This is a genomic window from Chryseobacterium sp. PMSZPI (assembly GCF_002835665.1).
In the GTDB taxonomy this organism is placed as follows: Bacteria; Bacteroidota; Bacteroidia; order Flavobacteriales; family Weeksellaceae; genus Chryseobacterium.
This window is the reverse complement of sequence record NZ_PIZV01000055.1, coordinates 94,622-108,455: the sequence shown is the minus strand read 5'-3', so window position 1 is coordinate 108,455 and position 13,834 is coordinate 94,622. Positions and strand designations below refer to the sequence as shown.

Genomic DNA, 13,834 nt, shown 5'->3' with positions numbered 1-13,834 from the left:
AAAAAATAATTCACGTATAAAAAGTACAAACCTTGATCGAAAATATCAACACATCAACAAAAACAATAAATAATTAATTAAAAAACAATAAAAATGATAAATTGAATTATTATTTTTAATACATTTGCAAAAACACTAAAGGTTACACCATGTAATAAGTCTATATATTTATGGTTGTACCCATTAATTAAAAAAACATATAAAGATGAAAAAATTAATTCTATCTATTGGAATTGCCTTTTTGGCATTTTCAACACACACAAACGCACAAGTTGGTATCGGAACATCTAACCCAGCCTCCACACTGGATATTTCTGCAAAAAACAGTACAGGTACATCAACCAATGTAGACGGACTCTTGATCCCTCGTGTAGACAGGCAAAGAGCGCAAAGCATGGCTTCAGTACCAACATCTACTTTAATCTATATTAATAATATTGCAACGGGTACACAAACTGGCACTGCTGTTAACATAGACACAATCGGATATTATTATTATAATGGATCTGCCTGGGTTAAACTTAATCCTCCTGCTCCGACTATAAACAATATTTATAATGCAGATGGTACCCTTACAGCGAACAGAACTGTAACACAGGGGAACAATACACTCGCTTTTAAAGCCAGCTCAGTGAATGCATTTTCTGTAAATAATGCATTTTCCGTAGATGCAGCAAATAACAGAGTAGGAATTGGAACTACAACACCACAATCTGTATTCTTTGTTCAAAACACAGCAGGAAGTGTTATTAATACCATTGTTGCCGGTTTAGAGAATTGTGGAGGTCCATGTGGCCAGGGAACCTCTAGAAACTTAGTTCTATATAATGCTAATACAACCAATACTGACAATTTCTCATCTATTGATTTTGTTCCAAGTGGAAATTCAAACAATCCATCAGGAGCATCAATCACTGGCACAGATAGGGATCTGAATAATCATTATTCAGGATTGAACTTTTATACCCGAAATTCTGCTGACTACGCTCCTAGGCTTACTATTAAATCTTCAGGAAAAGTCGGAATAGGTACAACAAGTCCTACCGGCAAACTTACCGTATCCGGAAGTGGAGGAAATTCGACGCCTATTTTATCGTTAGTTAATACCAATGTATCGGGAAATCCTGTTTTAAACATCTATCCCGGCTATACTTCAAACGGGAGCATCATTACAGAAGGAAATCAGTATGCCGTTGTGTTTGATCAAGACCCAGGTACCTCAACAAGCGGATCAACCCAATCCTTATATGATTTTCATGGCCAAATCAGATCTGTTTCTTCAAGCAATTTATCAGATCGTAGACTAAAAGAAAATATTGAAGACTTAAACCAATATGGCCTTGCTCAGGTATTGAAGATACAACCTAGAAAGTACATCCTTAAAGAATATGGCACACCGGATATTGGTGTAATTGCCCAAGAATTAAAAACCATCGTTCCGGAATTGGTATCCGGTGATGAAAGTAAAGGACTTCTTTCGGTAGATTATTCTAAAATTTCCTTAGTAGTTGTGAATGCTATAAAAGAGCAACAAAATCAAATAAAAGAACTCCAGAATGAAATTAAGCTTTTAAAAGCTACTTTATATGCCAATGTAAAAAAATAATTATTTATAAAAATACTGGAAAGCTTATTATCAAAGCCATTCTCTAAATTTAAATTCATATAATAAGCCAGCTGTAGCGCTGGCTTTATTTATCTTTATAACATGAAAAATTTATTTCAAAACCTTTTCAGTTTCCAAACTTCTGTTCAATAATAACTCAAAAGCCTCTCCCATTTCATCTGATGCTCTGGTAATGGCATTTTCAAGCATATTTCGAATCTGTTTTTCGGTAACACCAGCTTCCGTCCAGCTTTTTCCTGAAGTATGAGAATTTAGAATAAATGGCATGATTCTATCAATAGCACATGCAAAAACTGCATCAGGTGTTTTTTCGTCTTCGAATTCAAGCCATAGATTAAAAAATTCTGTACGCAAAGGTTCATCAAGAATTCCAAATATTTTCTGAGCTGATACTTTTTCCCTCTCAAACTTTCCAACCATTGCTTTCTCATCAAAAAGAAAGGTATCTCCTGCTTCGATTTCCACCAGATCATGAATGGAAAGCATTCTGATTACCCTCAACAAATCAATGTCAGCACGGTTTTTAGCATAAGGATAAAGAATTTGTGCCAAAATAATAATTTGCCAGGAATGCTCTGCGGTATTTTCTCTTCTGGTATCATCGGCATTATAATTTCTTCTTTGCACATTTTTCAGGGCATCCACTGCCAGAATAAAATCGATCTCTTTCTGTATCTTCATCTTACTTTTCTTTATTATATTGTTCTTTTGGGTATTTCTTTATTTTGGTAGACCATCTATTATTGATCTTTTCCTCTATCATTACTTTTACTTCATTCTCAGCCGTAAAATCCTCTTGCTTTTCATAAACTTTGTCCAATTCTTGATTAGCAATTACTTTATATCCTGTTGTATAAAGTATACAGCATCCTGATTTTCCATGAGTAACCAATCGTTTATGCTCAGAATCGATTTCAAAAAGGTCCAGAAAATTGGACGCAAGATCTGTAAGTTCTTTACTTTTTACAAATCCCATTTTAGTATTGTTGAAAAGATATACATCATAAGAAGCACCACTGTAATTTCCATTATTTCCGTTTCTTATAGCAATATCTTCCAATCCGTCAAAATTAAAGTCACCAAAGATGGCCGGGCTCTGTTCCCTGGTTACCTGAAACATTTGCCCCGGTTTAGGTTTCTGCCCCTTATCAAAATAAAAAATCAGATTTCCGGAAGTAAAAGTTTGAACTCTAGTATTTTTATTATCAAACAACTCCACAGTCCCTTTGTCTTTACATTGATCATCAAAACAATTCTCAACACTAATAATGATATCATAATTTTTTGATGCATCCTTAACTTCAAACTGATGTTGTGCGAAACTTAAAGGTCCAAATAATAATGTAAAAACAGATAGGTATTTGTAGTAATTCAAAATTTTCATGGTAATAGTGATGGGTTCAAATTGTTTATAAAAGTCCCAAACAAAAATACGAATCATAACATTGATCTCAAAATATAAGTGATAAGTAATGATTAATGTTGTTTTAAATATATAATCGCGAAAACTGAATGTCCAAAAAATTGAAACTGGATGTCAAAAAAAATCATTTAAGGTGTATTTTTCTTTCAATTGCTCCTGCAATATAATGCATTTTATCATTTAAACACTGTTTAAATACTCTTTAAAAAATCTTTCTCAATAACCATACGGTTATCCGTAATTAAAATAAAAACCTTTATCGTACCTATGCATAACAATTTTGTAGGCAGTCATTTAACATAAAAAAATAAATCCCAAATCATTTGATTTATTTTATATTTTTAAAAGAGTTTTTAAAACAATAATTAACATTAAAAACATTTTATTATGAAAAAAGTTATTTTATTAGCAGCCTTCGGGGTTACAAGTATTTTGAGTGCTACTGAAGTTAATTCAAAAAGCGATACAAAATCAAAGTATTATCCCGTTACTATTACTTCAAGTTGTGGTTACACTCAAACTTTCGAAGTAGGCCCAACTGACAGTATTGACTGTGTAGTTGTAGAGTCTAATCAGATGGAAGAAGAATGTGCAGCACCATTTACAAATCCAATTTTAGCAGGAATGCCTTAACAATTTAAACTTCAAAATGCGTAGATACTTTTCACTCTTATTGATACTATATTCTTTTTTTGTATTCTCTCAAAAAAAAGAGAAATCTTTTTCTGAACTTGAAGTACAATATGAATATTCGTTTATTAGAGATACAACCGATATAGATCCCACTCATAGACTAAAAGAACTTATGATTTTAGATCTAAATTCTAATTCTTCTATTTATTTCAGTCAACAATATAAAGCTGTTAGAGATATATTTAATCAAGCTGCAATTGATTCACAGAATAGTATTGTTAATATCAAAATGGCGGATTTACCTAAGTATAAAATAGGATACTCAGTATATAAAACAGGTTCAAAAATATATGTGACGGCTGCAATAAATAAGGATTTCTTTACATTTGAAAATGAATATCTAAATTGGGAAATTAATTATCCTGAGGTTAAAACTATTCTTGGATATAAGTGTAATAAAGCCACTACTAAATTTAATAATAGAGTTTATACAGCATGGTATACAAAAGAAATTCCAATATCTGAAGGACCTTATAGATTTAAAGGGTTAACAGGTCTTATATTGGAGATCAATGATAAAAAGAATTTTCAAACTTTCAAAGCTATAGGAATCGAAAAAAAACAAATCGAGATAAAACCCTTGCAGAAGGGTATTCCTGTCACGAGAGAGCAATATTTAAAAAAGAAAGAAGAATTTAAAAGTAATCCGTATCCTGAAAGGAAAAATATCTCACAAGAAGTAAGAAATCAAATGATTGAAGCCTTTAAAAAAGACAACAATTCGATCGAAAACTAAAAGAAGCACCTAAAAAGGTGCTTCTTTACTTTATACATCCAACGAAAATCGCATATAATTTTAACGACATCTAATAAAATCAAGTACCATACTTTTAGGAGTATGTAAAAATACTTCCATCTGAGTTAATTGAGGACAGATTATAGCTTGGATTAATTGGGATAGTATAGCCCATATTAAAAGTACAAATGCTATATAAAACAGAATTGTCTTAACTTTTTTCATAGAGCAAAATTATAAATCATATTACTTTTCAGTCTCTTCCTTCAACAAATTTTTAATCTAAAATGTTATTAGACGCCTTACTGGATGAATAAAGTATTTTACAAAATCGCTTTCAGAGCTGATTTCTTCCATGTTTTCAAAGATGCTTACTACTTCAATATAAATCATAATATAAAGCATCAGATCACCAAATAACCAGCTTATTTGTTTTCCAAATGTGGCATTACTATCATATACATAAGGATGTTTAAATAGTATTTAAATTAGGTTTAAATGGTAGTAAAATGGTAGCAAATGACATTCAGTTTCACAACTTACTAAAGTGACATTTTGGGTAAAATCCTTTTATTTATCGGCTTTTTTTGGCTTTTTTAGTGTTGTTTAGTTTTAGACATTCAGTATTAAGCCCTATATCAACACTAATAATGATATCATAATTTTTTGATGCATCCTTAACTTCAAACTGATGTTGTGCGAAACTTAAAGGTCCAAATAATAGTGTAAAAACAGATAGGTATTTGCAGTAATTCAAAATTTTCATGGTAATGGTGGTGAGTTCAAATTGTTTATAAAAGTCCCAAACAAAAATACGAATCATAACACTGATCTCAAAATATAAGTGATAAGTAATGATTAATGTTGTTTTAAACACCATTCAATCTCTCCATTTTTTTCAAATTTTTGACCTGAAATGTATTTTTTTTTAGATTTTTAATTTAAAATTCATTTTCAATAAAATTTAGATAAAAATTATATAATTGATTATCAATATATTAAATGTTTTATTTTAAAAATTTCACTACTTTGTATTGCATAATACCATTTTAATTATATATCTTTGTAATGTAAAATTAGAATAGGCTCAACTAGCTAGGGGCATTTTTCTAAAAAATAGTACTTATAACTAATTAACAAAACTTATCAAAGATGAATACTGAAAATACCAAAGCGCAAATGCGAAAAGGAATTCTGGAATTCTGTATTTTAAGTCTCATCAATCATCGCGAAATGTATGTTTCCGACCTTATCGATGAACTAAAAAAAGGAAAACTGGATGTAGTGGAAGGCACCCTCTACCCTCTTCTTACTCGACTTAAAAATGGAGAGTTTCTCTCTTACAGATGGGAAGAATCTACCGGGGGACCACCCAGAAAATATTATCAGATCACAGAAAAAGGAAAACTTTTCCTGGATGAACTTCAAAATACTTGGAACGAGCTAACAGCCTCAGTAAACCAAATCACTCAACAATATTAAAAAACAAAGCTATGAACAAGACACTCTCAATAGGACTCGCAGGTTTTTCTTTTACAATAGAAGAACACGCATATATAAAGCTCAGCGATTACCTGAACGCACTAAGAAGTTCATTGGATGCTTCTGAAGCGGATGAAGTAATGCATGACATAGAAATAAGAATGGTGGAGATCTTCAGAGATTCTCTCGGAAAACGCGAAGTGATCAACGATACAGATGTAGAAAAAGTAATCGCACAGATTGGAACTCCTGAGAAAATTGAAGAACAGGAAGAAGCTTATTTTTCAGAAAAAAATACAAGTAAAAATACCAATACAAACGGAAATTATACAGACAAAAAACAATTATTCCGCGACCCTGAAAAACAAAAAATTGCAGGTGTTTGTGCAGGTTTAGCTCATTATGTAGGAATGGATATTACCGCTATGAGAATTATCTGGGTAGTTGTTTTCTTAGTGATGATTCCTGCAGCAGGAAGCGCATTAGTAATTCTACTGCTTTATCTGATCCTTTGGCTGGTACTCCCAAAAGCACAAACCGCTTCAGATTTCCTGAAGATGCAGGGAAAGCCTATGAACTTCGACAATCTTAAGAATGAGTCTAATAAATTGGTACAGTTTGCCAACGAATCTACTCAGAGAGTCGGAGAAATCTACAACGAAAACAAACCTTACATCAATAATGCAGGAAGCGGAATCTGGAATGTTTTCAAATATATTATAGGAGGATTATCAGTATTAATGGCTGTATTGAGTATTATAGGAGTATTTGTACTATTTGGCCTTTTCGGAATGGATACAGATTTCCCAGGAGCTAATCAGATCAGATTCTATATGGATGATAATGGTCTGGACAAAGTTCTGGCAGCCATCATGATTATAGGAAGTTTAATTCCTGCTATCCTTTTCAGCTTATTAAGTATTAAAATATTCTCTCCAAAAACAAAACTGAGAAATCTTGGATGGGTAGTGGGTGGATTATTTCTGCTGCTTATCGGATTAGGAGTTTACTTTGGAATAAGTATGGCTAAAAAGAATCTGATCTATAAAGGAAGTAAAGAAGATATAGAAAATGTATCCATCAATACTAATTCAGACACAGTTTATGTGGATGTGAAGCAAATAACAATTCCACAAAACTTTAAGGCTTACGATGATGATATCTATTCTGATAAAAGATTTGTATATGAAGAAGATTATATCTCAGTAGATGTAACCAGAAAGGCAGATGTGAAAACTCCTTACCTGATCATCAAAAAAGAAGGAAACGGATACAACTTCCCTATCCAGCTTACTGTTCCTGTAGAGGTTGTAAACAATAAAGTAATACTTCCAAACTATTTTAAATATCCTTATGAACACCGATTCAGAGATTACAGAGTAGATTATGAACTGGTAGTACCTCAAAATACAGTGGTGATCCCATTAAAGAAAACAGGAATCAGCTTCGATGGAGATTTAAATGGTGACGGTATTGATGACAATGATCAGGATGATGATAACCATGATGCCATCAGAATTGAAAAAAATAAAATTACCGTAAATGGATCAAGCATTCAGTACAATTCTGATGATAAAGACAGTATCATTATCAACGGTAAAAAGGTTCCTAATAACCAGGCTAAGAAAGTAATTGATTCTGTGGCTGACAACATCAAGAAAATAAATAAAGATGTAGACATCAAAATCAAAGACGGAAAAAACGAAATATCCATACAAACTAAATAATTAACTTCAGAGAGTGGTAGAAGGTGTGAGTGGAAGGCAACCGTTTGAAACTCACACCCTTCTTCTCTCAGAAAAGTGAAAAAAATTATATTATTTAGTTCGCTATGTAAAAAAAAAGTTTTAATTTCGTAGCACATAAAAAAACATAATAACCAATCAACCAAAAACACTATTGTTATGATCCAATTTGCCCTAGAATTTGTAATGAAAATCGTAGATTTAATTAACGGTTTGTTTTAAGAGCGATAATATTTCAATATATTTGTAAAAGTATAACCAGATTGGTTATACTTTTTGTTTTTAATTCAAGAATTTATGAAAAAGCTGATAGGCAAATTAATGTTAAAGTTGTTAGGATGGAAAGTCGTTCTGCAAGGTGATGTCAATACTCTGAACAGATGTATCCTTGTAGTGGCACCACATACCCATAATATGGAATACATTCTAGGAAACTTTGCTTATTGGTCTTTACAAAAACCATTAAAAATCATTATTAAAGACGCTCATACTAAAGCTTGGTATGGAGGCATTGTAAAAGGATTAGGTGGTATTGGTATTGATAGAAGCCAGAAAAATGACCTGGTAAATTTCGTTGCCAATCAATTTTCAAAAGAAGACTTTAGCCTTGTTATTACTCCCGAAGGTACAAGAAGCTGGGTTCCTAAATGGAGAAAAGGCTTTTACCATATGGCTTTGGCCGCAAAAGTTCCAATTGTATTAGCAGCAGGTGATTTCAAAAGAAATATTGTTTACTTGGGGTATACAATTCCTTACGAAAGAATAGCTTCGGTTCCTTTTGCTGAAATTATGCAGGAGATTCAGGATTATTATGTAAAAAATGATATTGTTCCTAAAGTTCCGGCTAACTGGAACCCTAATATTATGGGAACAGGAGAATAATAAAAAATAATCCCCAATCATCATTTATCAATCATCTCTTATCTATTATAAAAATGAAAGGTCAAACAAAAGAAGAAATATTAGCATTTATCAATAACTGGGGTGATGTAACCCTCGCTAAAACCCTTGAGATAAAATTTATCGATATTGATCTCGAAAACGAAACCCTTACCGCTACCATGCCGGTATTACCAAGAACACATCAACCTTTTGGAATCATGCACGGCGGTGCTAGCTGTGTGTTGGCAGAAACCTTGGGTTCAAGCCTGTCTAATATTTTTATTGACGGCGAAAAATACTATGGTGTAGGAACCAATATCAATTCAAACCATTTAAGAAGTAAAAAAGACGGGATCGTAACCGCTACCGCACGTTTTATCAGAAAAGGAAAAACAATGCATGTTTCTGAGATTGAGATTCGAGATGAAAAAGGCATCCTTATCAATCATACCACGATGACAAATAACATTATCAATAGATAATAAAACAGTAAAATATAAATCCAAGGCTCAAAAATTGAGCCTTTTCATTTTTATAGATTTAATTCCGGCCATTCGTTCAAAATTTATTTTAAAAAAGACATTGTAAATTTTGACATTTTTAAGACTAGTCATACCTTTGCCGGAAGGAAAATCAACGTGGGAATTTCCTATACTATTTCCGAGCGGTGATTTTCAAAATCCATCCACAGCTAATGATTTACTTCAAACTTCCTTATAACGAACAATTATATTCCACAGACCAAAATCAAAACATAGAGTCCGTAAGTTTTTATTCTTTTGATAACCAACAACAGATTAATTTTACAGGGAGTATTTTGGAAACATCAGAACAAAATCTACAAATAGATTTGATGAACATGGATCTTCTGAAAGATGAAAGCCATTTCAGTGTGGAAACAAAGAATGAATATGTTTCTACTCTTCATCATGTTATTGAAGTAATCAAGGAAAATAATCTACCTAAACTGGTTTATTCCAGAAGGAAAATTTTCAAAGATTTTAATAAAATTGATCTCAAAGAAAGTTTCAATAATGTATGTTCAACTTATCCGAATGCCTTCAGGTATATTTTTAATGACGGTCAGAATGCCTGGATGGGAGCTTTTTCGGAAGTATTGGGAAAGTTTAATAAATCTACCCATGAATTTGAAACCATGGCCTTAGCCGGGACTCTTCCGGTATCTGAAGAATGGTCGGAAAAAGAAATTGAAGAACAAAAACCTGTTACCACTTATATTCAGGATATTCTTAAGAATTATTCGGATACTGTACAACAATCGGAAACCTATGATCACGTTTCCGGGAATATCAAGCACCTGCGTACTGATTTTAAAACCAATATAGAACCGGAAATGCTGGATAGATTAATTCAGGACCTGCACCCCACTCCGGCAGTTTGTGGCATTCCTAAAGATTTCTGTAAAGAAAATATCCAGAGATATGAAAAATATCCTCGTGAATTGTATGCCGGTTATATTAAAGTTGAAACTCAGGAAAGCATTTTGTATTTCGTCAATCTGAGATGTGCCAGACTTTATAAAGATTCTGTTCATGTTTTTGTAGGAGGTGGCATTACTGCTCAAAGTACCCCTGAAAAAGAATGGATAGAAACAGAGCTGAAATCTGAAGCTATTTTGAAGAATCTGGTAATATCAAATTAATTTGAGTCTTTACTTTTTAATTATTTTGTTTAAAGTGCCTTTACCAGTTTTTAATAAAGCAAATAACATAAAAATCTACTTATCAAACAAAAAACCTCTTTCACAATATGAAAGAGGTTTTTTGTGTATGTAAATATTCAATTATTTATTGTTGCTTTACACCGATTCTGCTCCAAGCATCCATTACAAAAAGCAGGATAAGACCAATGACTCCCGCAGCTGCTGAAAATACAAATTTCAGATTATCTTCATCTGATAAGATATCTTTCTGCTGCCAGTCTATAGCATAAAGATTGATAGCTGTAAATGCAATGAACAGTATTAAAAATACTTTATAAAACTTCTTCATAATTTTTAAAAATTAACATAATTCAGCACCAATTGGGCAAAATTTGCGGTGAATAATTTAATTGAAATTGCCAAAAGGATAATACCGAAAACTTTTTGGAGAATCATCAAAGTAGCATCTCCTATTTTTCGCTCCAACCATTTTGCAGATTTCAGCACCAAATATACGAAAATTGTATTAAGAATAATTCCACAAATAATATTAATATCGTGGAATTCAGCTCTAAGAGATAAAGCAGTTGTTAAAGTTCCGGCACCTGCAACCAGCGGAAATGCGATGGGTACAATAGATGCGGCTTTTGCTTCTGTCGTTTTATTGATTTCAATTCCCAGAATCATTTCTAAAGCAATGACAAAAATCACAAAAGCTCCGGCAATCGCGAAAGAGTTAACATCTACTCCAATCAGCTTTAGGATTTTATTTCCTACGAATAAAAAAACAATCATGATTCCTCCCGCAGTGATTGCCGCTTTACCAGCTTCAATCTGTCCAAACTTCTGTTGAAGGCTTACTATAACAGGAACTGAGCCGATGATGTCGATAACGGCAAAAAGAACCATAAAACTGGTAACAATCTCTTTAAAAGAGAAACCATCAAAAATTTCCATCTCTTTGTAATTAAAAATTTCGCAAAAATATGAAAATAAACTGACTATTTGCTAATTTGTGAATATAAATTAACAATTGCTTTCAAAAGTTCGTCTAAACCTTCAGAAGATTTCACAGGTGCATATTTCTCTATTTGTATTTTCTGCTGCAATGTACCATATTCTTCTGCAACAGAAGAACCTTTGTAACGATCAAGAAAAGCTTTAAATTCCGTAGTAGAGCCTTGAGAATACTCATTCCTTACATCCTGATCCATCTCTTCCAAGGTTGCAAAAAACTTTTCATACTCACCGTTATCTTTCAGATTTTCAAGGTAACTGAAATAATCATCAATATCCGTTTTCAGCATTTTTCGAAGTTCTTTTTCCGTTTCTGCCACAGAACCTAATGATTTAGACGGTACAGTTTCCCTAACTAATGTTCGCTTTTTTTGCCAAGTCTTAAATATCAGATATGCAACAAATAAGGCTAAAAGAATAGCAATATTAATGAGAAGAATATTCCAATGGAATTTACTTTTTTCTTTTACTTTAAAGGAAGTTGTCTTTAAAACCGGTGTATTTACCGTTTCCAAAAGATTATTGGTATACTCGTTCACTTTTTCAACCGTAGAGCGTGATTCCATAGCATCCTCATGGGAAAGAGCATCCACCGACAGCATCTTCTGGCCAAGGTCCGTATATTCGCTCTTTTCAGGGTTAAAAAATGCAAACTTTTCTGTTTTTATAGAAATAACTCCCGTTTTCTTAGGAATCACAACATAGTTAGCCAAAATTTCTCCCTTCATCCCTGTAGTTCCCGGTGAAACTCTGGATGTAATTTTAGGAGCAAAAACTTCATAATCCGGAGATGATGCAATTTTTGGAAGTTCCATATCCGGCAGGTTTCCTTCCCCGGATACCTTGACAATAACATTCAGTGGTTTTTGTGTCTCAGCATTTTCTTTGGCAGGACTGTAAACACTTACTTTAAAGTTTCCAACGGCATTTTTGAAGCAATTAGGAGCTCCTTCCGGAAGCTTTTTAACGTTTAATTTTATTTTATTGGAAACAATTTTACTTTTATTTGAGTAAGAACTAACAGACGCTGATACTGATGGAACCTCAACATAGCCTGCTTCGTTCGGAAACACCATAAACATCGCCAAAACCTGAGATGCCATATTACCATATCCCGACGGATCTATTTCAGACTTATTAAAATTAATCGCATGTACATTGATATTATCCTGTTGTGGGAGACGAATATTTTTCACCTTCCTAAGATTATCCATGTTTCTGGAGTATACTTTTAGAACGGCAATAGTCGGCTGATCCTGATAAACCTCCTTATCCTCAATCTCCATATTCAGATAGATCTCATTAGAGGTATTTCCGGCCAAAGATTTTTTCTCAATAACATCTCTAACAGATACGTCGAAAGGTTCCGTTTTATAAATTTTATTATTAACGGTAACCAATACGGAACCAATCTTTATTTTCCCTTTTTTCTTTGGTTCAAGGGCAATTCTGGATATTTTCTGAATGATCTGAGTATTGGTTGCAGGATCTATAAAAGTATTGGTAAAAGATCCACTTCCTATAATATTGAATTTCGAAAGGTCCGGTAATTGAAATTTTGTTTGTTGTTCAAGATCACTTCCGTTAAGTTCCAGAACAATCGTAAGATTTACAATATCCTTACCACCATATTCGGATTTATCAGCATCCATAGAAAGATTTACCTGTCCGTAAGAAATTACGGAGGCCAATGTAAGAAATATGTAAATCAATTTGTACTGCATCACCAATCTTTCTCGTTGCTTTCAGGCATCGAATAAGAATTTTTGTTTAAAATCCTTCTGGCGGTTTCTTTTTCTTTTTCGTTTATTTTATCTAAGATTGCATTTTCAAGATTCTTAGGCATCTTGCCTTCATTATTTGGGTTTTGCTGAGGGTTATTACCCTGGTCACTTTTTCCTTCATTCTGCTGGCCATTTCCCTGATTCTGCTTCTGGTCTTTTTTGTCACCTTTCTGATCTTCACTTTTGTTCTGATCATTTCCGCCACCTCCTTTTCCTGAATTATTTTGCTGGTTTTTCTGTTGTTTTTCTTTTTCTTTCAGTTTGGCAATCTCGTAATTCTTTCGGGTTACTTCACTGTATGGATCTTGTTTCAGAGCCTTTTTATAAAAATCTGCCGCTTTTTCCGGCTGATTCATCTGCATATAGGTATTCCCTAAATTATGAAGTGCTGCTGCTTTATCAGGAAGTGTTTGTGAAAGTTGTTGGGCTTTTTCAAACTCAGCTTTAGCCTCTTCATATTTTTTACTTTTATACAACGCATTCCCAAGGTTGTAATGAGCAGTAAAATCTTTGTCATTTGATTTTGCTGCTTCCATGTATTTTGAGGATGCTCCATCATAATCTTTACCGTCAAATTTTTGATTGCCTTCATGAACTAAAGTTCTATAGTTTTCCTGCCCAAACAAAATGCCTGAGAAAGAGAAAGCAACAATAAACGACAAAAATCCGATTTTAGTATTCATCACTTGCAAAATTATTCCTTTATATGTTAATAAACAGAGTTTTATTTGTTAAAATTGGGTTAAAGTGCCAGGTTGAAATACTGATCAACAATAAGAAAA

At 32.9% G+C, this 13,834-nt stretch carries 14 protein-coding genes; 8 read left to right on the top strand and 6 right to left on the bottom strand.

Annotated features, from left to right (window positions below; translation table 11 throughout):
* Positions 1–205: 205 nt before the first annotated feature.
* Positions 206–1,606: a tail fiber domain-containing protein gene (locus CW752_RS11270; RefSeq protein WP_101239809.1), complete on the top strand. Its 1,401-nt coding sequence runs from the start codon at positions 206–208 to the stop codon at positions 1,604–1,606.
* A 111-nt stretch (positions 1,607–1,717) separates the two neighbouring features.
* On the opposite strand, the gene CW752_RS11265 is transcribed toward CW752_RS11270, so the two are convergent.
* Both CW752_RS11265 and CW752_RS11260 read right to left on the bottom strand, forming a co-directional pair.
* Positions 1,718–2,308, bottom strand: coding sequence for an HD domain-containing protein (locus CW752_RS11265; RefSeq protein ID WP_101239808.1), 591 nt, complete (start codon positions 2,306–2,308; stop codon positions 1,718–1,720).
* Position 2,309: 1 nt separating this feature from the next.
* A complete protein-coding gene (locus CW752_RS11260; RefSeq protein WP_101239807.1) occupies positions 2,310–3,068 on the bottom strand; it encodes an XAC2610-related protein in 759 nt (252 codons plus the stop codon).
* Between the two features lie 369 nt (positions 3,069–3,437).
* Between CW752_RS11260 and CW752_RS11255 the strand changes: the two genes are divergently transcribed.
* The 7 genes from CW752_RS11255 to CW752_RS11220 all read left to right on the top strand — a co-directional run bounded on the left by CW752_RS11255 (position 3,438) and on the right by CW752_RS11220 (position 10,251).
* Positions 3,438–3,683: a hypothetical protein gene (locus CW752_RS11255; protein ID WP_101239806.1), complete on the top strand. Its 246-nt coding sequence runs from the start codon at positions 3,438–3,440 to the stop codon at positions 3,681–3,683.
* 16 nt (positions 3,684–3,699) lie between these two features.
* The gene (locus CW752_RS11250) at positions 3,700–4,479 is read left to right on the top strand and encodes a GLPGLI family protein (protein WP_101239805.1); all 780 of its coding nucleotides are present in this window, start codon (positions 3,700–3,702) and stop codon (positions 4,477–4,479) included.
* 1,152 nt (positions 4,480–5,631) lie between these two features.
* Complete coding sequence (locus CW752_RS11240; RefSeq protein WP_101239803.1) at positions 5,632–5,961, top strand: PadR family transcriptional regulator; 330 nt, start codon at positions 5,632–5,634, stop codon at positions 5,959–5,961.
* An 11-nt stretch (positions 5,962–5,972) separates the two neighbouring features.
* Positions 5,973–7,688 (top strand): PspC domain-containing protein, encoded by a 1,716-nt coding sequence (locus CW752_RS11235; RefSeq protein WP_101239802.1) that lies wholly within the window; start codon positions 5,973–5,975, stop codon positions 7,686–7,688.
* 315 nt (positions 7,689–8,003) lie between these two features.
* Positions 8,004–8,588: a 1-acyl-sn-glycerol-3-phosphate acyltransferase gene (locus CW752_RS11230; RefSeq protein ID WP_101239801.1), complete on the top strand. Its 585-nt coding sequence runs from the start codon at positions 8,004–8,006 to the stop codon at positions 8,586–8,588.
* A 53-nt stretch (positions 8,589–8,641) separates the two neighbouring features.
* Positions 8,642–9,070 carry a PaaI family thioesterase gene (locus tag CW752_RS11225; protein WP_079242705.1) on the top strand — a complete coding sequence of 143 codons (429 nt, stop codon included), beginning with the start codon at positions 8,642–8,644 and terminating at the stop codon, positions 9,068–9,070.
* Between the two features lie 212 nt (positions 9,071–9,282).
* Positions 9,283–10,251, top strand: coding sequence for a chorismate-binding protein (locus tag CW752_RS11220; RefSeq protein ID WP_101239800.1), 969 nt, complete (start codon positions 9,283–9,285; stop codon positions 10,249–10,251).
* 145 nt (positions 10,252–10,396) lie between these two features.
* Here the strand turns inward: CW752_RS11220 and CW752_RS11215 are convergent, their stop codons facing one another.
* The 4 genes from CW752_RS11215 to CW752_RS11200 are packed head-to-tail and all read right to left on the bottom strand — an operon-like array spanning position 10,397 to position 13,735.
* Positions 10,397–10,600 (bottom strand): hypothetical protein, encoded by a 204-nt coding sequence (locus CW752_RS11215; protein WP_101239799.1) that lies wholly within the window; start codon positions 10,598–10,600, stop codon positions 10,397–10,399.
* A 5-nt stretch (positions 10,601–10,605) separates the two neighbouring features.
* Positions 10,606–11,208, bottom strand: a complete 603-nt coding sequence (locus CW752_RS11210) for a MarC family protein (RefSeq protein ID WP_101239798.1) — start codon at positions 11,206–11,208, stop codon at positions 10,606–10,608.
* Positions 11,209–11,252: 44 nt separating this feature from the next.
* Positions 11,253–12,992: a BatD family protein gene (locus CW752_RS11205; protein ID WP_101239797.1), complete on the bottom strand. Its 1,740-nt coding sequence runs from the start codon at positions 12,990–12,992 to the stop codon at positions 11,253–11,255.
* A complete protein-coding gene (locus CW752_RS11200; protein WP_101239796.1) occupies positions 12,992–13,735 on the bottom strand; it encodes a tetratricopeptide repeat protein in 744 nt (247 codons plus the stop codon). The genes CW752_RS11205 and CW752_RS11200 overlap by 1 nt, the downstream gene beginning before the upstream one ends.
* Positions 13,736–13,834 lie beyond the last annotated feature (99 nt).

Bases quoted from the DNA above. Each gene is read 5' to 3' on its own strand.
- CW752_RS11270 (WP_101239809.1), top strand. From the start codon at position 206: ATGAAAAAATTAATTCTATCTATTGGAATTGCCTTTTTGGCATTTTCA.
- CW752_RS11265 (WP_101239808.1), bottom strand. From the start codon at position 2,308: ATGAAGATACAGAAAGAGATCGATTTTATTCTGGCAGTGGATGCCCTG.
- CW752_RS11260 (WP_101239807.1), bottom strand. From the start codon at position 3,068: ATGATTCGTATTTTTGTTTGGGACTTTTATAAACAATTTGAACCCATC.
- CW752_RS11255 (WP_101239806.1), top strand. From the start codon at position 3,438: ATGAAAAAAGTTATTTTATTAGCAGCCTTCGGGGTTACAAGTATTTTG.
- CW752_RS11250 (WP_101239805.1), top strand. From the start codon at position 3,700: ATGCGTAGATACTTTTCACTCTTATTGATACTATATTCTTTTTTTGTA.
- CW752_RS11240 (WP_101239803.1), top strand. From the start codon at position 5,632: ATGAATACTGAAAATACCAAAGCGCAAATGCGAAAAGGAATTCTGGAA.
- CW752_RS11235 (WP_101239802.1), top strand. From the start codon at position 5,973: ATGAACAAGACACTCTCAATAGGACTCGCAGGTTTTTCTTTTACAATA.
- CW752_RS11230 (WP_101239801.1), top strand. From the start codon at position 8,004: ATGAAAAAGCTGATAGGCAAATTAATGTTAAAGTTGTTAGGATGGAAA.
- CW752_RS11225 (WP_079242705.1), top strand. From the start codon at position 8,642: ATGAAAGGTCAAACAAAAGAAGAAATATTAGCATTTATCAATAACTGG.
- CW752_RS11220 (WP_101239800.1), top strand. From the start codon at position 9,283: ATGATTTACTTCAAACTTCCTTATAACGAACAATTATATTCCACAGAC.
- CW752_RS11215 (WP_101239799.1), bottom strand. From the start codon at position 10,600: ATGAAGAAGTTTTATAAAGTATTTTTAATACTGTTCATTGCATTTACA.
- CW752_RS11210 (WP_101239798.1), bottom strand. From the start codon at position 11,208: ATGGAAATTTTTGATGGTTTCTCTTTTAAAGAGATTGTTACCAGTTTT.
- CW752_RS11205 (WP_101239797.1), bottom strand. From the start codon at position 12,992: ATGCAGTACAAATTGATTTACATATTTCTTACATTGGCCTCCGTAATT.
- CW752_RS11200 (WP_101239796.1), bottom strand. From the start codon at position 13,735: ATGAATACTAAAATCGGATTTTTGTCGTTTATTGTTGCTTTCTCTTTC.